This window comes from Isoptericola sp. NPDC056618 (assembly GCF_042792715.1).
GTDB classification, from domain to species: domain Bacteria; phylum Actinomycetota; class Actinomycetes; order Actinomycetales; family Cellulomonadaceae; genus Isoptericola; species Isoptericola nanjingensis.
Genome location: NZ_JBHTVZ010000001.1, coordinates 476,666 through 496,368, shown reverse-complemented (window position 1 = coordinate 496,368; position 19,703 = coordinate 476,666). Strand labels below are relative to the sequence as shown.

At 74.7% G+C, this 19,703-nt stretch carries 19 protein-coding genes and 1 riboswitch; of the genes, 9 read left to right on the top strand and 10 right to left on the bottom strand.

Annotated features, from left to right (window positions below; genetic code table 11):
• Positions 1 to 47: 47 nt before the first annotated feature.
• Positions 48 to 617, bottom strand: coding sequence for a TetR/AcrR family transcriptional regulator (locus ACFQ8T_RS02295; protein WP_430544938.1), 570 nt, complete (start codon positions 615 to 617; stop codon positions 48 to 50).
• A gap of 110 nt (positions 618 to 727) precedes the next feature.
• On the opposite strand from ACFQ8T_RS02295, the gene ACFQ8T_RS02290 reads away from it, so the two are divergent.
• Entirely contained in the window at positions 728 to 1,570 is an 843-nt protein-coding gene (locus ACFQ8T_RS02290) for an alpha/beta fold hydrolase (protein WP_429762717.1), read from the top strand.
• Positions 1,571 to 1,588: 18 nt separating this feature from the next.
• Here the strand turns inward: ACFQ8T_RS02290 and ACFQ8T_RS02285 are convergent, their stop codons facing one another.
• The gene (locus tag ACFQ8T_RS02285; RefSeq protein WP_430544937.1) at positions 1,589 to 2,842 is read right to left on the bottom strand and encodes an NYN domain-containing protein; all 1,254 of its coding nucleotides are present in this window, start codon (positions 2,840 to 2,842) and stop codon (positions 1,589 to 1,591) included.
• Positions 2,843 to 2,998: 156 nt separating this feature from the next.
• Here ACFQ8T_RS02285 and ACFQ8T_RS02280 point away from each other — a divergent pair, with 156 nt between their 5' ends.
• The 7 genes from ACFQ8T_RS02280 to ACFQ8T_RS02250 all read left to right on the top strand — a co-directional run bounded on the left by ACFQ8T_RS02280 (position 2,999) and on the right by ACFQ8T_RS02250 (position 11,549).
• Positions 2,999 to 5,269 (top strand): carbon starvation CstA family protein, encoded by a 2,271-nt coding sequence (locus ACFQ8T_RS02280; RefSeq protein ID WP_430544936.1) that lies wholly within the window; start codon positions 2,999 to 3,001, stop codon positions 5,267 to 5,269.
• Positions 5,253 to 5,507, top strand: coding sequence for a YbdD/YjiX family protein (locus ACFQ8T_RS02275; protein ID WP_430544935.1), 255 nt, complete (start codon positions 5,253 to 5,255; stop codon positions 5,505 to 5,507). Before ACFQ8T_RS02280 ends, ACFQ8T_RS02275 begins: the two co-directional genes overlap by 17 nt.
• A 41-nt stretch (positions 5,508 to 5,548) precedes the next feature.
• On the top strand, positions 5,549 to 6,460 hold the full coding sequence (locus tag ACFQ8T_RS02270; protein ID WP_430544934.1) for an NADP-dependent oxidoreductase: 912 nt from the start codon (positions 5,549 to 5,551) through the stop codon (positions 6,458 to 6,460).
• Between the two features lie 93 nt (positions 6,461 to 6,553).
• Positions 6,554 to 6,660, top strand: a riboswitch (SAM riboswitch).
• A gap of 5 nt (positions 6,661 to 6,665) precedes the next feature.
• Complete coding sequence (locus ACFQ8T_RS02265; protein WP_430544933.1) at positions 6,666 to 7,712, top strand: methylenetetrahydrofolate reductase; 1,047 nt, start codon at positions 6,666 to 6,668, stop codon at positions 7,710 to 7,712.
• A 28-nt stretch (positions 7,713 to 7,740) separates the two neighbouring features.
• Positions 7,741 to 10,155 (top strand): 5-methyltetrahydropteroyltriglutamate--homocysteine S-methyltransferase, encoded by a 2,415-nt coding sequence (gene metE, locus ACFQ8T_RS02260; protein ID WP_430544932.1) that lies wholly within the window; start codon positions 7,741 to 7,743, stop codon positions 10,153 to 10,155.
• Positions 10,156 to 10,441: 286 nt separating this feature from the next.
• Complete coding sequence (locus ACFQ8T_RS02255; protein WP_430544931.1) at positions 10,442 to 10,957, top strand: FBP domain-containing protein; 516 nt, start codon at positions 10,442 to 10,444, stop codon at positions 10,955 to 10,957.
• A gap of 166 nt (positions 10,958 to 11,123) precedes the next feature.
• Positions 11,124 to 11,549 carry an Hsp20/alpha crystallin family protein gene (locus ACFQ8T_RS02250; RefSeq protein ID WP_430544930.1) on the top strand — a complete coding sequence of 142 codons (426 nt, stop codon included), beginning with the start codon at positions 11,124 to 11,126 and terminating at the stop codon, positions 11,547 to 11,549.
• A 46-nt stretch (positions 11,550 to 11,595) separates the two neighbouring features.
• On the opposite strand, the gene ACFQ8T_RS02245 is transcribed toward ACFQ8T_RS02250, so the two are convergent.
• The gene (locus tag ACFQ8T_RS02245) at positions 11,596 to 12,072 is read right to left on the bottom strand and encodes an SRPBCC domain-containing protein (protein ID WP_430544929.1); all 477 of its coding nucleotides are present in this window, start codon (positions 12,070 to 12,072) and stop codon (positions 11,596 to 11,598) included.
• Between the two features lie 16 nt (positions 12,073 to 12,088).
• Here ACFQ8T_RS02245 and ACFQ8T_RS02240 point away from each other — a divergent pair, with 16 nt between their 5' ends.
• Positions 12,089 to 12,430, top strand: a complete 342-nt coding sequence (locus tag ACFQ8T_RS02240) for an ArsR/SmtB family transcription factor (RefSeq protein WP_430544928.1) — start codon at positions 12,089 to 12,091, stop codon at positions 12,428 to 12,430.
• Between the two features lie 27 nt (positions 12,431 to 12,457).
• Here the strand turns inward: ACFQ8T_RS02240 and ACFQ8T_RS02235 are convergent, their stop codons facing one another.
• From ACFQ8T_RS02235 to ACFQ8T_RS02205, 7 genes are all read right to left on the bottom strand, one after another.
• Positions 12,458 to 13,120, bottom strand: a complete 663-nt coding sequence (locus tag ACFQ8T_RS02235) for a GPP34 family phosphoprotein (protein WP_430544927.1) — start codon at positions 13,118 to 13,120, stop codon at positions 12,458 to 12,460.
• 43 nt (positions 13,121 to 13,163) lie between these two features.
• Positions 13,164 to 14,657 (bottom strand): aldehyde dehydrogenase (NADP(+)), encoded by a 1,494-nt coding sequence (locus tag ACFQ8T_RS02230; RefSeq protein ID WP_430544926.1) that lies wholly within the window; start codon positions 14,655 to 14,657, stop codon positions 13,164 to 13,166.
• 10 nt (positions 14,658 to 14,667) lie between these two features.
• Positions 14,668 to 15,669, bottom strand: a complete 1,002-nt coding sequence (locus ACFQ8T_RS02225; protein WP_430544925.1) for a proline racemase family protein — start codon at positions 15,667 to 15,669, stop codon at positions 14,668 to 14,670.
• Positions 15,670 to 15,720: 51 nt separating this feature from the next.
• The gene (locus ACFQ8T_RS02220; RefSeq protein WP_430544924.1) at positions 15,721 to 16,638 is read right to left on the bottom strand and encodes a dihydrodipicolinate synthase family protein; all 918 of its coding nucleotides are present in this window, start codon (positions 16,636 to 16,638) and stop codon (positions 15,721 to 15,723) included.
• A 104-nt stretch (positions 16,639 to 16,742) separates the two neighbouring features.
• Positions 16,743 to 18,191 carry an NAD(P)/FAD-dependent oxidoreductase gene (locus ACFQ8T_RS02215; RefSeq protein ID WP_430544923.1) on the bottom strand — a complete coding sequence of 483 codons (1,449 nt, stop codon included), beginning with the start codon at positions 18,189 to 18,191 and terminating at the stop codon, positions 16,743 to 16,745.
• Positions 18,188 to 18,487, bottom strand: coding sequence for a (2Fe-2S)-binding protein (locus ACFQ8T_RS02210; RefSeq protein ID WP_430544922.1), 300 nt, complete (start codon positions 18,485 to 18,487; stop codon positions 18,188 to 18,190). Before ACFQ8T_RS02210 ends, ACFQ8T_RS02215 begins: the two co-directional genes overlap by 4 nt.
• The gene (locus ACFQ8T_RS02205; RefSeq protein WP_430544921.1) at positions 18,484 to 19,701 is read right to left on the bottom strand and encodes an NAD(P)/FAD-dependent oxidoreductase; all 1,218 of its coding nucleotides are present in this window, start codon (positions 19,699 to 19,701) and stop codon (positions 18,484 to 18,486) included. Before ACFQ8T_RS02205 ends, ACFQ8T_RS02210 begins: the two co-directional genes overlap by 4 nt.
• Positions 19,702 to 19,703 lie beyond the last annotated feature (2 nt).

Below are 19,703 nucleotides of genomic sequence, written 5' to 3'. Positions count from 1 at the left end.
CCCCTGCTCCGCCGGCCCCGGCCGAGGCCACCCCCGCGGGCGTGTGATCAGGGCGTTCGCGCCGCCTCGGCGGCGAGGAGCGACGCGGCGGCGCGGCGCGCCTCGCGCGCGACGGCGGCGTCGTGCGTGATGGCGGCCGTGGTCTGGGCGCCCTCGGCGAGCAGCACGACCTGCAGCGCGACGGCGTCGGGCAGGCCGGCCTCGCGCACGAGGCCCAGCACGTGCTCCCGGAAGGCCTCCTTGTGCCCGCGCACGGCCTCCGCGATGCGGGGCGACGTCGCGCCGAGCTCGCCGAACGAGTTGATGAACGCGCACCCCCGGAACCCGTCCTCCCGGAACCACGCGTCGAGGAAGTCGAAGACGCTGAGGATCCGGTCGCGCGGCGTGGCCGCGCCGGCGGCCGCGCGCTCCACGCCCTCCGTCCACTGCCTGGTCCGCAGCGCGAGGACGGCGACCACCAGGTCCTCCTTCGACTGGAAGAGCCCGTAGATCCGCTTGAGCGACACCCCTGCCTCGGCGCGCACGGCGTCCATGCCCACGGCCTGCACGCCGCGCGCGTAGAACAGCCGGTCGGCGGCGGCGACCACGGAGTCCCGCGCTGCCTGCTCGTCGAGCATCGTTCACCCTCTCGTCGCCGTCCCTCCCCTTGCGGAGAGAACCATCGTTCTCTACTGTAGCGAACAGCGGGAGAACGATCGTTCTCCCCTCCTTCGGAAGGGGCATCACCATGGGCTACATCACCGTCGGGCAGGAGAACAGCACGGACGTCGAGCTCTACTACGAGGACCAGGGCTCCGGGCAGCCGGTCGTCCTCGTGCACGGGTACCCGCTCGACGGGCACAGCTGGGAGCTGCAGACCCGCGAGCTCCTCGCCGCCGGGTACCGCGTGATCACCTACGACCGCCGCGGGTTCGGCGCGTCCAGCAAGGTCGGCTCGGGGTACGACTACGACACGTTCGCGAAGGACCTCGACACCGTCCTGACGACGCTCGACCTACGCGACGTCATCCTCGTCGGCTTCTCGATGGGCACCGGCGAGCTCGCCCGGTACGTGCGCAACCACGGCCACGAGCGCGTCGCCAAGCTCGCGTTCCTCGCCTCGCTGGAGCCGTTCCTCGTGCAGCGCGACGACAACCCCGAGGGCGTGCCGCAGTCCGTCTTCGACGGCATCGTCGACGCGGCCCGCGGTGACCGCTACGCCTGGTTCACCCAGTTCTACAAGGACTTCTACAACCTCGACGAGAACCTCGGCACGCGGATCTCCGAGGAGGTCGTGCGGGCGAACTGGAGCACGGCCGTGGGCTCGGCGCCCGTCGCCGCGTACGCCGTCGTCCCCACGTGGATCGAGGACTTCCGGCCCGACGTCGAGGCGGTCCGCGCCGCGGGCCTGCCCACGCTGATCCTGCACGGCACGAAGGACAACATCCTGCCGATCGACGCCTCCGGCCGGCGCTTCCACGCCGCCGTGCCGGACGCCGAGTACGTCGAGGTCGAGGGCGCGCCGCACGGCCTGCTGTGGACGCACGCGGACGAGGTCAACGCGGCGCTGCTCGCGTTCGTCCAGCGCTGAGCCCGACCCCGCGAGCGCTCAGCTCGCGGTGAGCAGGTAGTCGTCGGCGTCGTCGTCCCACGCGAGGGCGACGGCGCCGGCGGCCGCGGCGCCCTTCGCGAACTGCAGGAACCCGCGGTAGCCGAGCGCCTTCTCCGAGAAGTCGGGGCGGCGCTTGCGCACCTCGTTCTTCAGCCCGGACAGCGGCGCGCTGCCGCCGGCGTCGCGCACCACCTGGCGCAGCAGCTCGAACGCGCCCTCGGTGTCCTGCTGCGCGGGCAGCGCCACCTCCGGGTCGCCGGCCGACGGGCCGTCCGACAGCACGACGAAGTCGCGGTCGGCCAGGAAGCGCAGGAACTCGCCGAACGTGCGGAAGCCGTAGTCCGACTCGCTGAACGTGGGGTCCTTGCGCACCAGCGTGCGCTTGAGCATCGACGCCGTGACGGAGCCGCTGGTGGAGGCCTGCAGGTCGGCGAGCGTCTGCGCCACCCGGACCTCCATCGTCGCGTCCTCGCCCGCGGGCGCCGCGTCCTCCTGCTCGAGGTCCGTCTCGACCACGGACTCGACGGGCTCGGCCGCGGGCTCGACGGCGGCCTCGGCCGCGGGCGCCTTCTTGCGACGGCGGGTCCCCGACGTCGCGCCGGACGTCGCGGGCGCGGGCTCCTCGGCGGGAGCGGGGGTCTCCGCCGCCTCCGCCGGGGCCTCGACCGGGGCGGGGGTCTTGGCCCGGCCACCGCGGCCGCCGCCGGACCGGCCGGTCCCCTTGCCGCCGCGCCCGGACCGCTTGGGCGCGGACGCCTCGGACTCGTCGGGCACGTCGACGCCCTCGAGCCGGTCGTAGAAGAGGAACTCGTCGCACGCGGGCGGCAGCAGGCGGGACGTGGAGTTCTCCACGCCGACGCCGATGACCTTCTTGTCGAGCTCGCGCAACTTGTGGACGAGGGGGGAGAAGTCGGAGTCGCCCGTGCACATGACGAACGTGGTGATGTACTCGCGCTCGAACGCCATCTCGATGGCGTCCACCACCATCTTGATGTCGGCGGCGTTCTTGCGGGACGCGCCCATGCGCTGCGTCATCTCGATGAGCTCGACCTGGTGGCGGGTCAGCATCCGCCGGTCCTCGTCGAAGTACGACCAGTCCGCGTAGGCGCGGCGCACCACGACCCGGCCGCGCACCGCGAGCGCGTCCGCGATCGGCTTGAAGTCGAACTGCATGCCGCCCAGGTGGTCGCGGGCGCCGAGCGCCAGGTTCTCGTAGTCGAGGAAGACGGCGAGGCGCTCTTCGGTGTCCATGCACGTCAGGCTACGGCGTCGCGTGCTCCACCGCGGGCCCGGGGGCCGGTTACCACGGCCGTCACCGCACCGTCCAGGTTCCGGGCGTTCCGTCACCCTTTCTTCACCCCCTATCCTGTGTCGGGTCCCGACGACGCGACGCCTTGGAGGCTCACCTTGTCAGCAGATCCCGGAGCCACCACGGCGACGGACGACATCGTCCCCGACCCTGCGCTCCCCCCGACGGCCGTCCCGGCCGAGGACCTCAAGCCCCGCTGGACGCCCGCGAAGATCGCGCTCTGGGCGGCGATCGCGCTGCTCGGCGGCGTCGCGTGGGTGATGATCGCGCTGGTCCGCGGCGAGACGATCAACGCGATCTGGTTCGTCTTCGCGTCGGTGTGCACGTACCTCATCGGGTACCGCTTCTACTCGAAGGTCATCGAGCGGTACATCACGCGCCCCGACGACCGGCGCGCCACCCCCGCCGAGACGCAGGAGGACGGCAAGGACTTCGTCCCCACCGACCGCCGCGTGCTGTTCGGCCACCACTTCGCCGCCATCGCCGGCGCCGGCCCGCTGGTGGGCCCGGTCCTCGCCGCGCAGATGGGGTACCTGCCCGGCACCATCTGGATCATCGTCGGCGTGGTGCTCGCGGGCGCCGTGCAGGACTACACGGTGCTGTTCTTCTCCATGCGCCGCGGCGGCCGCACCATCGGCCAGATGGCGCGCGAGGAGCTCGGGCGGATCGGCGGCGTCGCCGCGATCGTCGCGTCCCTGCTCATCATGATCATCATCGTGGCGATCCTGGCCCTCGTGGTCGTCAACGCCCTCGGCGAGAGCCCGTGGGGCGTGTTCAGCGTCTCGATGACGATCCCGATCGCGCTGTTCATGGGCGTCTACCTGCGGTTCCTGCGCCCGGGCAAGATCACCGAGGTCTCCCTCATCGGCTTCGTCCTGCTGCTCGCCGCGATCATCGGCGGCGGCATGGTCGCCGACACGGCGTGGGGCGCGGACGTGTTCACCCTCGACCGCACCACGATCGCCGTCGGCGTCATCGTCTACGGCTTCGTGGCCGCCGTCCTGCCGGTGTGGCTGCTGCTCGCCCCGCGCGACTACCTGTCCACCTTCATGAAGGTGGGCGTCATCGTGGTCCTCGCGGGCGCCGTCGTCATCGTGCGCCCCGAGATCTCGGTGCCCGCGATCAGCGAGTTCGCCGGCTCCGAGACCGGCCCGGTCGTGGCCGGCAACCTGTGGCCGTTCCTCTTCGTGACGATCGCGTGCGGCGCCCTGTCCGGCTTCCACGCGCTCATCTCGTCGGGCACGACGCCGAAGCTCGTGGAGAAGGAGCGCCAGACGCGCTTCATCGGCTACGGCGGCATGCTCATGGAGTCGTTCGTCGCGATCATGGCGCTGGTCGCCGCGATCTCGATCGACCGGGGCGTGTACTTCGCGATGAACTCGTCGGCCGCGGCCACGGGCGGCACCATCGAGGGCGCGGTCGCGTTCGTGAACTCGCTCGGCCTCGCCGGCGTCAACCTCACGCCCGACACCCTGAGCACCCTGGCCAGCCAGGTGGGCGAGCCGTCGATCGTGTCCCGCACCGGCGGCGCGCCGACGCTCGCGCTCGGCCTGGCGACGATCATGCACCAGCTCGTCGGCGGCACCGCGATGATGGGCTTCTGGTACCACTTCGCGATCATGTTCGAGGCGCTGTTCATCCTCACCGCCGTCGACGCCGGCACCCGCGTGGCCCGCTTCATGCTGCAGGACACCATCGGGAACATGGCCCCGCGGTTCAAGGACGTGAGCTGGCGACCAGGGGTCTGGGTCTGCACCGCGATCATGGTCGCGGGCTGGGGCACGATCCTCTATCTCGGCGTCACCGACCCGCTCGGCGGCATCAACACGTTCTTCCCGCTGTTCGGCATCGCGAACCAGCTGCTCGCGGCGATCGCCCTCGCCGTCGTGCTCGCCATCGTCGCCAAGCGCGGCCGCGCCTACTGGGCGTGGCTGTGGATCGTGGCCGTGCCGCTCGCCTTCACGGCGCTCATCACCATCTGGGCGTCGTTCGAGAAGATCTTCTCGGACGTGCCCCAGGTCGGGTACTGGGCGCAGCACCGGGCGTTCCAGGACGCGCTCGCCGCCGGGGAGACGTCGTTCGGCACCGCCCCCGACGTCGCGGCGATGGAGGCCGTGGTCCGCAACACCTTCGTGCAGGGCACCCTGTCGATCGTGTTCGTGGTGCTGTCGATCGTCGTGATCCTCGCGTCGGTGGTCGTGACGATCAAGGCGTTCCGCGACGGCGGCGGCGAGAACCACGAGGACGCGCCCGTCGCGTCCCGGCGGTTCGCCCCGGCGAACCTCTTCGCGACGGCCGAGGAGAAGCGGATCGAGAAGGAGTGGGTCGACGCCGGACTGCGGGAGACCAGCGGTGCCGGGCACCACTGACGCCCGCACCGTCGGCGCCACCGCGCGCGACGCCGCCCGGGCACTGGCCCGGGCGGCGTCGGCGGGGTGGACGAACCTGCGCTGGTACGTGCGGCAGGTGATGGGCGAGGGCGCCTACGCGACGTACGTGGCGCACGAGCGGGCGGCCCACCCCGACCGGGAGCCGATGGGCGAGCGCGAGTTCTGGCGCGAGCACTACGCGGCCCAGGACCGCAACCCCGGCTCGCGCTGCTGCTGAGCGGGCGGGCGCGACGGCGCCCGCCGCGCCAGGATGGGCGCGTGCGCGCGATCGTGTTCGAATCCCACGGCGGCCCCGAGGTGCTGCATCTCGCCGACGCCCCCGACCCTCAGGCCGGGCCCGGCCAGGTGCGCGTGCGCGTCGAGGCCGCGGCCGTCAACGGCTGGGACGTGAAGTCCCGCGCCGGCACGACCGGCGGCCCGCCGCCGACGTCGCCCGTCGTGCCGGGCCTGGAGGTGGCGGGGGTCGTCGACCAGGTCGGCCCACCCGCCGGGGAGGGCCTGACCGGCGTCGCGCCCGGCGACCGCGTGGTCGGGTTCGCCGTCGGCGGCGGGTACGCGGAGCTCGCCCTCACGTCGGTCTTCGCGCGCGTGCCCGACGGGCTCGCCGCGACCGACGCCGTCACGGTCCCCGTCGCGGCCGAGACCGCGACCCGCGTGCTGCGCCTCCTCGACGTCCGGCCGGGCGAGACGCTGCTCGTGCACGGGGCGTCCGGGTCGGTGGGCGCGCTGGTCGTCCAGCTCGCCGTCCGCCGCGGCGCCCGCGTGATCGGCACGGCGTCGCCGCGGAACCAGGACAGGGTCGCCGCGCTCGGCGCGACGCCCACCACCTACGGCGCCGGGCTCGTGGAACGGGTGCGCGCCCTCGCCCCCGACGGCGTGGACGCCGTCCTCGACACCACCGGCGCGGGCGTGCTCCCCGACTCGATCGCGCTGCGCGGCGGCACGGACCGGATCGTCACCATCGCCGACGACGCCGCGGCGGACCTCGGGGTCCAGGCCAGCTGGCGGTCCGAGCGCGACGCCGGCGAGCTCGCCGAGGCCGTCGACGCCCTGGCCCGCGGCGAGCTGGCGACCACCGTCGGCGCCGTGCTGCCCCTGGCCGACGCCCCGCGGGCGCACGAGCTGGTCGAGAGCGGGCGCGCGGGCGGCAAGGTCGTCCTGGTGCCCTGAGCAGGGCGTTCCCGCCCGATCCGCATCGGCGATCGTCTCAGCAGGCGGTCTCATCCTCGCCCGTATCGCGGATGCTGCGTACGATCGCGTGACAAGCCATCCAGAGCGGCCGAGAGTCCTGGCTCGACGACGCCGCAGCAACCCGTTCTCCGACGGAAGCCTCCCGAGGACGAAGGTGCTCACGCCAGGATCGATGGAGTGACGCATGGTCGCAGAGGCATCCCTTTCGCCCACCCCGGCAGCTCAGCCGGCAGTTCACCCGGCGCTGCCGGCACGCCCGACGGTCTCGTTCGAGCTCATGCCGCCGCGCCGGCCGGACGCCGCCCCCAAGTTCTGGGAGACGGCGCGCCGGCTGGTGGCCGCGCGCCCGGACTTCGTGTCCGTGACCTACGGCGCGGGCGGCGGTGACCGGGCGACCGCACGCCAGGTCGTGTCCACCCTGCTCGCGGGCACGCCCGTCCTGCCCGTGGCCCACCTGACCTGCGTGGGCGCGCACCGGGAGGACGTCTCCGCCGTCATCGACGACTTCCTCGACGCCGGCACCCGCGCGTTCCTCGCCCTGCGGGGCGACCCGCCGAAGGACCAGCCGGACTGGGCGCCGCCCGCCGACGGCGTCGCGTCGTCGATCGAGCTCGTGCACCTGCTGCGCGAGGTCGAGGCCCGGCGCTGCGCGACCGACCCCGGGGCCGCGCTGCGCGGCGCCGCCCGCCCGATGACGATCGCCGTCGCGACGTTCGTCGACGGCAACGTGCAGGCGGGCACCACCCGGGCCCAGGAGGTCCGGCGCCTCAAGGAGAAGCAGGACGCGGGGGCGAGCTTCGCCATCACGCAGCTCTTCTACGAGGCCGGCTCCTACACCGACTTCGTCGCCGAGGCCCGCGCGGCCGGAGTGACGATCCCGATCCTCGCCGGGCAGCTGCCCACGACCGAGCCGCGCCGGCTCCGTCGCGTCGAGGAGCTCACCGGCGTCCGCGCGCCCCGGCACCTGCTGGACGCGCTCGACGCCCTGCCGGACCCGGAGGCCCAGCACGCCTACGGGACCGCGCGCGCCGTGGAGCTCGCACAGCGCGTGCTCGACGCGGGCGCACCCGGCATCCACGTGTACACGTTCAACAAGTACCGTCCCGCTCTGGACCTGCTCGAGGGTGTCCACCTCGGCGGACCGGCGCCGGCCGACGCCATGTCGGACGGCGCGGACCTGGCCAGAAGGCCGTGGGTACCGAGCATCCCGACCCAGGCTCCCGCCGTCTGACGCGCGGAGCCCGAACTCTGGAGTGCTCATGTCCACCACACCGACAAGCCCCACCCCCGCCACGGCATTTCCCGGTGGCACGATCCTCGGCTACCCGCGCATCGGGCGCCGCCGCGAGCTCAAGAAGGCCGTGGAGTCGTTCTGGGCCGGGCGCACCGACGCCGTCGACCTGGAGGTCGCGGCCGGCACGCTGCGCCGCGAGACGGCCCGCCGTCTCGTCGACCTCGGCCTGAACCCCGACGACGGCTCCGTGCCCGGGTCGTTCTCCTACTACGACCAGGTGCTCGACGTCGTCGCGCTGCTGGGCGCCGTTCCCGAGCGGTTCCGCGACCTGCTCGACGACGAGGACGGCTCGCTCGAGCTCGACGGCTACTTCACCGTGGCCCGGGGCCGCGGCGAGGACGCCCCGCTCGAGATGACCAAGTGGTTCGACACGAACTACCACTACCTCGTGCCGGAGATCAGCGAGACGACGCCGGTCTCGTTCGCCGACCACCGCATCGTGCGCGAGTACGCCGAGGCCAAGGAGGCCGGCGTCACGACGCGCCCGGTGCTCGTGGGCCCGGTGACGTTCCTCGCCCTGTCGAAGGCGGCCGACGAGGCGGGCGACGGGTTCCACCCGCTCGACCGGCTCGACGACGTCGTCGCCGCGTACGCCGACCTGCTGCGCGCGCTGGCCGCCGTCGGCGTGCCGTGGGTGCAGCTCGACGAGCCCGCGCTCGTCACGGACTCCCTCGACGTGCCCGCGGAGCGCCTGCACGCGGCGATCGCCTCGGCGTACCGCACCCTGGCGACCGACCTCGCGACGGCCACCGACGACACCGCCTCTGAGGACGCGGCGGGCGAGAGGCCCGCGATCCTCGTGACGGCGCCGTTCGGCGGCCTGCACGAGGACGCCCTCGCGCTCCTCGCCGCGACCGACGTCGACGCGATCGCGATCGACCTGGTCAAGGGCGCCGTGCCGGCCGGCCTGGTGCCGGGCCTCGAGGGCAAGACCCTCGTCGCGGGCGTGATCGACGGGCACAACGTCTGGCGGGCCGACCTGGCCGCCAAGCTCGACGTCGTCGAGTCGCTGCGGGGCCTCGGCGCCGGGGCCCTCACCGTCGGCACGTCGACGTCGCTGCTGCACGTGCCGCACGACGTCGAGGACGAGGTCTTCGACGTCACGGCCGCGGGCACCACGCTCGACCCGCGCCTGCGCGACTGGCTCGCGTTCGCCGACCAGAAGGTGGGCGAGGTCGCGACCCTGGCCGTGGCCCTCGCGGACGGCCGGCAGTCCGTCGCGGACGCGCTCGACGCGTCCTCCGCGGCCGTGGCCTCGCGCGCGACGGCGGCGGGCGTCGTCGTGCCCGCGGTGCGCGACCGGGCCGCGGCACTCACCGACGCCGACTTCGCCCGCGGCCCGTACGCGGAGCGGGCGGCCGCGCAGGCCGCGCGGCTCGACCTGCCCCCGCTGCCCACGACGACGATCGGCTCGTTCCCGCAGACCCCGGAGATCCGCAAGGCCCGGGCCGCGTGGACCCAGGGCGAGCTGTCCGACGCCGACTACTCCGCCGCGATGCGGGAGGAGATCGGGCGCGTCGTGACGCTGCAGGAGGAGCTGGGCCTCGACGTGCTGGTGCACGGCGAGCCCGAGCGCAACGACATGGTGCAGTACTTCGCCGAGCAGCTCGACGGCTTCGCGGTGACGGCGAACGGCTGGGTGCAGTCGTACGGGTCGCGCTGCGTGCGCCCGCCGATCCTCTGGGGTGACGTGCAGCGCCCGGCGCCGATCACGGTCGAGTGGTCCGCGTACACGGCGTCGCTCACCGAGAAGCCGGTCAAGGGCATGCTCACCGGCCCGTTGACGATCCTCGCGTGGTCGTTCGTCCGCGACGACCAGCCGCTCGGCGACACCGCCAACCAGGTGGGCCTGGCGCTGCGCGACGAGATCGCGGACCTCGAGGCGGCGGGGATCGGCATCGTGCAGGTGGACGAGCCCGCCCTGCGCGAGCTGCTGCCGCTGCGCCGCGCGGACCAGGACGAGTACCTGCGCTGGTCGGTCGGCTCGTTCCGGCTCGCGACGTCGGGCGTCGCGCCGGCCACGCAGGTGCACACCCACCTGTGCTACTCGGAGTTCGGCGAGGTGATCGGCGCGATCGACGGCCTCGACGCGGACGTCACCTCCGTGGAGGCCGCCCGCTCGCGGATGGAGATCGTGCCGGAGCTCGCCGACGCCGGGTACTCCCGCGGCATCGGGCCGGGCGTCTACGACATCCACTCCCCGCGCGTGCCGTCGTCCGACGAGGTCACCGAGCTGCTGGCGCTCGCCGTCAAGGCGATCGACCCCGCGCTGGTGTGGGTCAACCCGGACTGCGGGCTCAAGACCCGCCGGTACGCGGAGGTCGAGCCGGCACTGGCGCACCTGGTCGCCGCCGCCCGCGAGGTCCGCTCGACCCTCTGACCGGCGCCGTCGCCCGGGTGACGCAATAGACGTCGACCCGGGCGACGGTCCCGTGCCACCATGGAAGGGCCGGTCGTGCCCTCGGGGCGCGAGCGGACCACGACTTTTCCACGAGCGAGGAGACAGCGATGCCGGGCGTCGCAGGGAGCGGGGTGGGCCACCAGGCCTGCTCGGGCGGTCCCGCCTGCCCCGGCACCGCCTCCGTCTGAGCCCCGAGGGGGCCGGCAGGTGAGGCGGTGCGGGGCTTCGTCCTGCCCACCCCCGCTCACCTGAAAGCCGATCCCCCATGACCCCGCTCACCGAGCAGCAGCTCCGCGCCTCCCTCGTCAACGCCACCCGCAGCGAGCGCCAGCGCATGATCGTCCCCGACCTCGCCGAGGTCGACTGGGACCGCCTCGACTACCTGGGCTGGCGCGACCGCAAGCAGCCCCTCTCCGCGTACGTCGTCATGACGCTCGACGACGAGCCGGACGCCGAGCCCGTCGGCGTCCTCCTGCGTGCCGCCGAGCGCACCGGCCCGCGCCGCGCCGCCATGTGCGCGTGGTGCGAGGACGTCGTCGAGACCCGCGACGTGCAGCTCTTCGTCGCCAAGCGCGGCGGCGCCGCCGGCCGCAAGGGCGACACCATCGGCACGCTCGTCTGCGGCGACTTCCGCTGCTCCCGCAACGCGCGCCGTCGTCCCACCCTCGCCGAAGCGGGGCGCGACGACCCCGGCGTCCGCGAGGCGATCGTCGAGCGGCGCGTCGCCGCCCTGCGCGAGCACACCCGCAAGTTCCTCGACGAGGTGCGCCGCACCGTCTGACCGGTGCGGGCCCCGGCGTTCGCCGACGGCGATCACCAGGATCTGGCACTCTCCTTCGGCGAGTGCTAAAACACCAGGTGTAGCCACGGCGGACGCCGGAGGGCCCGGCCCGCCGTCTCGCGACCGAGGCCGCGGGCGCGGCCTCATGACGAGGAGGTGATGCGCGATGGCTACCTACCGAGACCCGTTCCAGGAGATGGACCGGCTGTTCGGCTCGCTCGCCCTGAACGGTCGGAGCGCTCCAGGCATGCCGATGGACCTGTTCCGCGAGGGCGACCACTTCGTCCTGGCGGTCGACCTGCCCGGGATCGACCCCGGCAGCATCGACGTCTCCTGCGAGGACCGGACGCTGACGATCCGGGCAGAGCGCACGCCGCGCTCCGCCGAAGGGCAGTGGCTGCTGCGGGAGCGCGCCACCGGTACCGTCGCCCGGCAGCTCACGCTCGGTCGCGGGCTGGCGCTGGACCAGATCTCGGCGTCCTATGCCGACGGAGTGCTCACGCTGACCATCCCCGTCGCCGAGGACGCCAAGCCCCGCCGCATCGAGGTGACCCACTCCGCCGCCCCCACGGCGATCGAGGCCGGCTCCTGACCACGCGCGGCGGGCCCGGCGCCCGGCGCACCGGGCCCGCCGCGCGTCAGCGGTAGAAGCCCTCGCGGAGGTTGATGTCGTGCTCGACCCACGCCTTGAGCGCGGCGAGCATGCCGGTCCAGCCCTCGCAGTTGCCGAACGCGCTCGTGGCGCCGCCGGCCGTGAGGGCCCAGGACGACTCGGTGATGGTGACGAGGGTGCGGGTGTCGTCGTCGAGCGGCTCGAGCTCGAACGTGGTCGTGGTCGACCCCGACCCGTCGGCGGTGTCCTTGCCCTCCCACCGGATGACGATCCGGCGGGGCGGCGCGGCCTCCACCACCGTGACGGGGAAGCGGCCGGGGAAGTCGGCGAAGTCCCAGGACACGTCGGCCCCGGGCTCCAGGCGCCCGCGGGCGCCGCCGGTCGTGAAGTACTGCGACAGCTGTGCGGGGTCCGCGATGGCCTCGTAGACGTCACGGCAGGGTCGCGAGACGCGGCCCGAGACCGTGAAGGTGAGCTCGGAGAGTGCCTGCTTCTCGTTCATGTTGTATTTTTATCACATGAACTCTTCGGCGCCCAGGGATGACGACGACCCCGCCGACGACGACGCCGTGTTCAAGGCCCTCGCGGCACCGGTGCGCCGGCGCATGCTGGACGCGCTCAAGGAGTCCACCCGCACCACCGGCGAGCTGTGCGCGCTGTTCCCCCGGCTCGACCGCACCACCGTGCTGCAGCACCTGCGCGTGCTCGAGCGGGCGGAGCTCGTCACCGGCCGGAAGGTCGGGCGCGAGCGCCACCTCGCGCTCGCGCCGCTGCCCATCAAGCGCCTCCACGACCGGTGGATCGGCGAGTACGCGCGCGCCGCCGTCGACCTGCTCGGGCGGCTGGACGACGACGCCTGACCGGCGCGTGACCCCCGCGAGCTCGCGTCAGGTCGCGGCGGGCAGCACCAGCGTCGCGGCGCTCACGACGCCCACGACGGCCGCGGCGACCGCCCCGGCCGCCTCCCGGACCGCGCTCCCGCGCCACCACGTGGCCGCCAGCTCGCGCATCCGGGCGTCGGCCTCGCGGCGGCGGTCGCGCGGGACGCGGGGCCGGAGCCAGCCGGAGCCCTCGGCGAGCGTGAGGAGCGCAGCGGTGCGGTCGCCGGGTGCGGCGCCGTCGAGCAGGACGCCGTGCACGCGACGGCGCAGTGCGGCGACGGCCGGCCCGTCCACCGTGCGCCACCGGGTGCTCCGGAGCACGCCCCAGACGGCCCGGTCCTCGCGCCGGAGCAGGCCCTGGGCGACGAGCCCGTCCAGCAGCGGCCGCTCGACGCGGCGCGCCAGCACGTCGACGAGCTCCGTCGCGCGCCGGGGCGTCGAGGCCGCGACGTCGAGGACGTCGTCGAGCTCCCGGCGCCCGGTCGGCGCGCGGTCGAGGACCAGGACCGGTCCGTCGTCGCCCGGCGCCGGGGGCAGCGCGACCCGGCCCGCGATCACCAGCTCGACGAGGAGCGCGCCGGCGAGCCGGTAGGGGGCGTCGTCGAACACGGACGGCCCGGTGCGCAGGTCGTCGTGGGCCAGGAGCAGCAGCTCTTCGGCGATGAGCACGTGGTCGGACCTCCCGTGAAGCGCCTGGTCGTGGCCTCGCTGCCTACCAGTGCGCCGACTCTGCCACACCCGACCGCGCCTGCGGCACCCCCCACGGGTTACCGTCCTGCAACGGCGCGGGCAGCGCGTCCTGGGGGGCGTCCTGGAACGTGACGCCGCGCAGGAACCGGCCGATGGCCGCGGTGCCGACGGACGTCGCGTCGCTCGTCGTGGCCGGCCACGGGCCGCCGTGCTGCATCGCCGGCGTGACGGCGACGCCGGTGGGCCAGCCGTCGACGAGCACCCGCCCCGCGTGCCGGCCCAGGGTGGCCAGCAGCCCGGCCACCTCGGCCCCCTCGCCCGGCCCGCGGTGCACGGTCGCGGTGAGCTCGCCGGGGAAGAGCTCCGCCACGACCGCCCCCAGGTCGGTGCCCTCGGGGTAGGTGACGAGCACGCCGAACGGCCCGAACACCTCCTCCAGCACGGTGTCACGGTGCTCGCGCAGCGTGGCGAGGTCGGTCTGGACGAGCGTCGGCGTCGCGCGCACGACGCCGTCCTCCCCCGTCCGCGCGTGTCCCTCGGCCAGGACGACGACGCCGGGGGTGCCCAGGACGGCGGCGCGCCCGGCGACGTACCCCGCGCCCACGCGGGGGTTGAGGAGGGCGTGCTCGGGCACCGCGGCGGCCGCCTCGGCGACGACGTGCCCGAGGTCGTGCCCCTCGGGGACGAGCAGGAAGCCGGGCTTGGTGCAGAGCTGGCCGGCCGAGCCGCTCACCGACCCGACCCACCCCCGGGCGATCTCCGCGCCGCGGTCGGCGAGGGCGGCGGGACGCACGAGCACCGGGTTGAGCGAGCCGAGCTCGCCGTAGAACGGGATCGGGTCGGGGCGCGACGCCGCGGCGTCGGCGAGCAGCCGGCCCACGCGCGTGGAGCCGGTGAACGCGGCAGCCCGGACCGCGGGGTGCGCCAGCAGGTCGCGACCGGCGTCGTCGCCCTCGACCAGGGCGAACGTGCCGTCCGGCAGCCCGGCGCCCGCGAGGGCCTCGGCCATGAGGTCGGCGACCCGGCGGGACAGCTCGACGTGCCCGGGGTGCGCCTTGACGATCACGGGGCAGCCGGCGGCGAGCGCGGCCGCGGTGTCGCCGCCGGGCACGGAGAACGCGAACGGGAAGTTGCTCGCCGCGAAGACGAGCACGGGCCCGACCGGCCACAGGGTGCGGCGCAGGTCGGGGCGCGGGCCGAGCACGAAGTCGGGGTCGGCGGCGTCGAGCCGGACGTCGAGGTAGGCGCCGGACTCGACCACCCGGGCGAACAGGCGCAGCTGCACGCGGGTGCGTTTGAGCTCGCCGCGCAGCCGGGCCTCGACCAGCCGGGTCTCGGCCGCGGCGAGCGCGACCAGCTCGTCCTCGTGCGCGCCGAGCACCTCGGCGACGGCGCGCAGCGCGTCGGCCCGCGTCGACGGCGGGAGGTCCGCGAGGAGGGGTGCGGCCGCCGCGGCGGCGCGGGCCGCCTCGTGAGCCTGCGCGGGCGTCGTCGGGGCGCCTGTCGGGGTCGTCATCGTCTGCACCTCAGAACTGGAAGCCGGTGGGGAACGGGTCGCTCGGGTCGAGCAGGTAGGTGCCCAGGCCGGTGACCCAGGCGCGGCCGGTGATGGTGGGCACGACGGCGGGGGTCCCGGCGACCTCGGTCTCCCCGACCAGCCGGCCCACGAAGCGGGAGCCGATGAAGGACTCGTTGACGAAGTCCGTGTCGAGCGCGAGCTCGCCCCGCGCCCACAGCTCCGCCATCCGGGCGGACGTGCCGGTGCCGCAGGGCGAGCGGTCGAACCACCCGGGGTGGATCGCCATCGCGTGGCGGGAGTGCTCCGCGGTGGAGCCCGGCGCGATGAACTCGACGTGGTGGCAGTGGTCCACGCCCGCGATCGTGGGGTGCGACGGCGGCGCCGTCGTGTTGATCGCGTCCATGATCGCGAGCCCCGCGGCGAGGATCTCCTGCTGCCGGGTGCGGTCGAACGGCAGCTTCACGTCGTCGAGGTCGACCATGGCGTAGAAGTTGCCGCCGAACGCGAGCGAGTACGGGACGGTGCCGAGCCCGGGCACGTCGACCTCGTCGTCGAGCCGCACGACGAAGCTGGGCACGTTCTCGATCGTCACCGACTCGGCGTGCCCGTCGCGCACCTCCACCCGGGCGACGACCACCCCGGCCGGGGTGTCCAGCCGGATGGTGGTCGTCGGCTCGGTGACCGTCACCATGCCCGTCTCCACCAGCACGGTGGCGACGCCGATCGTGCCGTGCCCGCACATCGGCAGGCAGCCGGAGACCTCGATGTACACGACGCCCCAGTCGCAGTCGTCGCGCGTCGAGGGCTGCAGGATGGCGCCGCTCATCGCGGCGTGCCCCCGCGGCTCGTTGACGAGCAGCTTCCGCACGTCGTCGAGGTGCTCGATGAAGTGCAGCCGCTTGTCGTTCATCGTGGCGCCGGGGATCACCCCGAGGCCCGACGTGACGACGCGGGTGGGCATCCCCTCGGTGTGCGAGTCGACGGCGGTGAAGGTGCGGGACGATCGCATGGTCGGCCTCTCCGGGACGGTCAGGTGACGGGCTCAGGGTGGTGTACAGGCTCAGCGCTGGGCGATGTACGCGAGGGCCTTCTCGGTGTCCGCACGCACGGTGGCCTCCTGCTCCGGGGACAGCGGGCCGCGCGGCGGGCGGGTCTCGATGCCGAACGGGCGCCCCGCGATCTGCGTGGACAGCTTGATGGCCTGCACGAACTCGGTGCGCGAGTCCCAGCGGAACATGGCGACCACGTTCTCGTACAGGTCCCGCGCGTCGGTGATCTTCCCGGCCCGCACCAGCTCGTACAGCTCGACGGCGACCTCGGGGATCGCGTTCGGGTAGCCGGCGAACCAGCCCGTCGCGCCCATGACGAGCGACTCGAACAGCAGGTCGTCGGCGCCGGCGATGACGTCGATGTCGGCCACCTCGCGCAGCTCGGAGATCCGGCGCACGTCGCCGGAGAACTCCTTGATGGCCACCACGTTCTCGAGCTGCGCGAGCTCGGCGACGAGGTCGGGCGTGAGGTCCACCTTGGTGTCGAACGGGTTGTTGTAGACCATGATCGGCAGGCCGACCTCGTTGACGCGGGCGTAGTGCTCGACGATCTCGCGCCGGTTGGCCCGGTAGATCGTCGGCGGCAGCAGCAGGACGGCGTCGGCGCCGTCCTCCTGGGCGAGCTCGGCCCAGTGCTGGGCCTGGTGCCACCCCACGCCGTGCACGCCCGCGATGACGATGCCGCGGCCGGCGACGGCCTCGACGGCGGTCTGCACCACCGTGCGGCGCTCCTCGTCCGTGAGGGACGAGTACTCGCCGAGCGAGCCGTTGGGCCCCACGCCCCGGCAGCCGGCGTTCATGAGGTGGTCGACGTGCGCGGCGTAGCCCGCGTAGTCGACGGCGAGCCCGGCGGGCGCCGCGGGGTCGGGGGTGAACGGCAGCGTCGTCGCGACGACGACGCCGCCGAGGTCGATCTTCTGGGAGCTCATGCGGTGTCCTCTCGGTTCACGCGCCTCCGGGCTCGGGGCGCGAGGGGTCTGTGTCGATGAAGGTCGGTGTCGGATGCGGGTCTGGGTCGGGTGAAGGGCCGGGGTCAGGCGGTGTCGGCCGCCGGGTCGTCGGGCAGGGTGGCGAGGTCGCCGAGCCGGACGGGCACGACGAGGGGCCGCCGGTCGGGCACCGCGGGCGTCGCCCCCGTGCCCTCGCCGGGCGCAGGCCCCGCGGCCCCGACGAGCTCCGCGACCGTGCGGCCGCAGACCCTCGCCTGGCAGGGGCCGAGCCCGGCGCGGCTGGTGAGGCGTACGGAGCGCAGGTCGGTCGACGCGGTGGCGCACGCGGCCGCGCGCAGGGTGCCGGCGTCGATCTCCTCGCAGCGGCAGACGAGGGTGTCGTCGCGCAGCCACGACGTCCAGCCGGCGCGGATGCCGTGCGCCGCCTCGAGCCGCCGCGCGAAGTCCGCGGACCGGCCGCGGCGGCGCACCGCGCGGGCGAGCGCGGCGTCGTCGGGCGCGCCGGCCGCCGCGTGGTGCCCGGCCACCCAGCCCTCGGCGAGCGCGGCCTCGGCCCCGCCGATGCCGGTCAGCTCGCCGGCGGCCCACACACCGGGCGCGGTGGTGCGCTGGCGGTCGTCGACGACGACGAAGCGGTCCGGCGAGATCGCGCACGCCGCCGCCACGGCGAGCTCGAGGCGCGGCGTGAACCCGTGCGAGACGTGCACCGCGTCGGCCGCGACTGTCCGCTCGGTGCCCGGCACGGGCGACCACCGCGCGTCGACGCGCGCGACCGTCACCTCCTCGACCCGGCCGTCGCCGCGCGCGGCGACCACGGCCTCGCCGACCCGGTACGCGACCCGGTGCCGGGCGAGCGCGGCGGCGTACCCGCCGAGCTCGCCGGCCTTGTGCGCCGCGCCCAGCAGCCCGGCCGGCCGCGCGCCCCAGCCACGGACCAGCGCCGCCGGGGTCGCGGCCTCGTGCACCGACAGCACGCGTGCGCCGGTGCGCAGCAGCGACGTGGCGACCGGCAGCAGGAACGGGCCGGCGCCGGCGACGACGACGCGGTCGCCGACGGCCACGCGCTCCGCCTTGGCGAGGGCCTGGGCCGCGCCGGCGGTCGTGACGCCGGGCAGCTGCCAGCCGGGGAACGGGAGCGTCCGGTCGTGGGCCCCCGTGGCGAGCACGAGCGCGTCGGGGGTGAGGGTGAGGTGCTCGCGCCCCCCGGCGTCGGCGGGTCCGACCAGCACGCGCAGCCGCACGCCGTCGTCGAGCCGCTCGAGCGCCCACACCTGCGCGGACGTCAGCAGCGTGACGCGGGGGTGCCCGGCGACGACGTCGCGCAGCGCCGTGAACGTGCCCCAGCCGTGGTGGAAGGAGGCCTCGTCGGGCGAGGTCCCGCCGCCCGGGAGCACCCGGTGCCGCCAGAACTGCCCGCCCACCTGGTCGGACGCGTCGAGCAGCGTCACGTCGGCGCCCGCGCGGGCCGCGGCGCGCGCGGCGGAGAGGCCCGCGGGCCCGGCCCCGACCACGACCACGGTGCGGCGGCTCATGAGACCGCCCCCGGCAGCGGGTCGTGCTGCGTCTCGACGACGTCCCCGTCGGCGGCGCGCCGCAGGCAGGCCCGCACGTCGCGGACGCCGTTGACGGTGACGAGGCAGTCGAAGCACACGCCGATGCCGCAGAACACGCCGCGGGGGGCGCCGTCGACGCTGGTGGTGCGCCACGACCGCCGCCTGGCGGACAGCAGCATCCCCGCGATCGTCTGGCCCTCGGTGCCCGGGAAAGGCTCGCCGTCGAGCGTGATGGTCAGCGGGCGTGGCCCGGCGTCCTGCCGGTGCGTGGTCATGAGGCCTCCCCTGTCTTCTCGGACGGCACGGCGCTCTCGGAGGGCGAGCCGGCGGCGAGCACCGCCGGGCGGTCGACGCGGAACGGCGCGGGGTCGACCTCGGGCTCCGCGCCGGTGAACAGGTCGGCGAGCAGCTCGCCGCTGACCGGCCCCAGCCCGATGCCGGCGCCCTCGTGCCCGGTCGCGACCCACAGGCCGGGGGTGCGGGGGTCGGGGCCGACGATCGGCAGGTGGTCGGGCACGTAGGGGCGGAAGCCGAGGTAGGTGCGCATGACGCTCGCGTCGGCGAGGAACGGGAACAGCCGCACCGCGCGGGCGGCCATCTCGCGCAGCACGACGCCGCGCAGCCGGTCGTCGAAGCCGACCTGCTCGCGGCTGGACCCGATCAGCACGGTGCCGGCCGCGGTGGACTCGACCACGCTCGACGTCTGCAGCGCGGCGTCGCCGGACTGCGTGGCACCGACGTAGTCGCCGTCGTAGACCTTGTGCCGCACGACGTGCGGCATCCGGGTCGTCACCAGCACCATCCCGCGGCGCGGGCGCACGGGCAGCGCGACCCCGAGCCGCGCGGCGACGACGCCCGACCACGGTCCCGCGGCCAGGACGACGGCACCGGCGGGCACGTCGCCGGCGCTGGTGCGGACGCCGACGACCCGGTCGCCGTCGCGCAGCGCGCCGGTCACCTCGACGCCGGTGCGCACCCGCGCCCCCGCGCGGCGGGCGGACGCGAGCAGCGCCTCCGCCGCGGCGACGGGCTGCACCTGCGCGTCCTCGGGGTACCAGACCGCGGCGGTCAGGTCGGGGTTGAGGGCGGGCTCGAGCTCGAGGGCGCGGGCGACGTCGATCTCCCGCGCGTCGACCCCGGCGCCGCGCTGCCGTGCGGCGAAGTCGCGCAGCGGCTGGGCCCCCTCGGCCGTGGTGGCCGCGACGAGGCCGCCCTTGGGGTCGTACTCGACGGCCGGGAAGCGCGGGCCCAGCTCGTCGGCCAGCTCCTCGACGAGGGTCGACCAGCGGCGCGCCGCGTGCTGCGCGAGCACCAGCTCGGGGCCGGGCTCCTTGTCGGAGACGAGGAGGTTGCCCTCCCCGTGGGCGGTGGTGCCCGACGCCGCGCCGCCGCGATCGAGGACGGTCACGGCGAGCCCGCGGCGCGCGAGCGCGCGGGCGCACGCGGCGCCCACGATGCCCGCCCCCACGACCACGACGTCGTCGGTCATCG

Excerpts from the sequence above, each read along its gene's own strand:
- ACFQ8T_RS02295 (WP_430544938.1), bottom strand. The coding sequence starts at position 617 with ATGCTCGACGAGCAGGCAGCGCGGGACTCCGTGGTCGCCGCCGCCGAC.
- ACFQ8T_RS02290 (WP_429762717.1), top strand. The coding sequence starts at position 728 with ATGGGCTACATCACCGTCGGGCAGGAGAACAGCACGGACGTCGAGCTC.
- ACFQ8T_RS02285 (WP_430544937.1), bottom strand. The coding sequence starts at position 2,842 with ATGGACACCGAAGAGCGCCTCGCCGTCTTCCTCGACTACGAGAACCTG.
- ACFQ8T_RS02265 (WP_430544933.1), top strand. The coding sequence starts at position 6,666 with ATGGTCGCAGAGGCATCCCTTTCGCCCACCCCGGCAGCTCAGCCGGCA.
- metE (WP_430544932.1), top strand. The coding sequence starts at position 7,741 with ATGTCCACCACACCGACAAGCCCCACCCCCGCCACGGCATTTCCCGGT.
- ACFQ8T_RS02255 (WP_430544931.1), top strand. The coding sequence starts at position 10,442 with ATGACCCCGCTCACCGAGCAGCAGCTCCGCGCCTCCCTCGTCAACGCC.
- ACFQ8T_RS02250 (WP_430544930.1), top strand. The coding sequence starts at position 11,124 with ATGGCTACCTACCGAGACCCGTTCCAGGAGATGGACCGGCTGTTCGGC.
- ACFQ8T_RS02245 (WP_430544929.1), bottom strand. The coding sequence starts at position 12,072 with ATGAACGAGAAGCAGGCACTCTCCGAGCTCACCTTCACGGTCTCGGGC.
- ACFQ8T_RS02240 (WP_430544928.1), top strand. The coding sequence starts at position 12,089 with ATGAACTCTTCGGCGCCCAGGGATGACGACGACCCCGCCGACGACGAC.
- ACFQ8T_RS02230 (WP_430544926.1), bottom strand. The coding sequence starts at position 14,657 with ATGACGACCCCGACAGGCGCCCCGACGACGCCCGCGCAGGCTCACGAG.
- ACFQ8T_RS02225 (WP_430544925.1), bottom strand. The coding sequence starts at position 15,669 with ATGCGATCGTCCCGCACCTTCACCGCCGTCGACTCGCACACCGAGGGG.
- ACFQ8T_RS02220 (WP_430544924.1), bottom strand. The coding sequence starts at position 16,638 with ATGAGCTCCCAGAAGATCGACCTCGGCGGCGTCGTCGTCGCGACGACG.
- ACFQ8T_RS02215 (WP_430544923.1), bottom strand. The coding sequence starts at position 18,191 with ATGAGCCGCCGCACCGTGGTCGTGGTCGGGGCCGGGCCCGCGGGCCTC.
- ACFQ8T_RS02210 (WP_430544922.1), bottom strand. The coding sequence starts at position 18,487 with ATGACCACGCACCGGCAGGACGCCGGGCCACGCCCGCTGACCATCACG.
- ACFQ8T_RS02205 (WP_430544921.1), bottom strand. The coding sequence starts at position 19,701 with ATGACCGACGACGTCGTGGTCGTGGGGGCGGGCATCGTGGGCGCCGCG.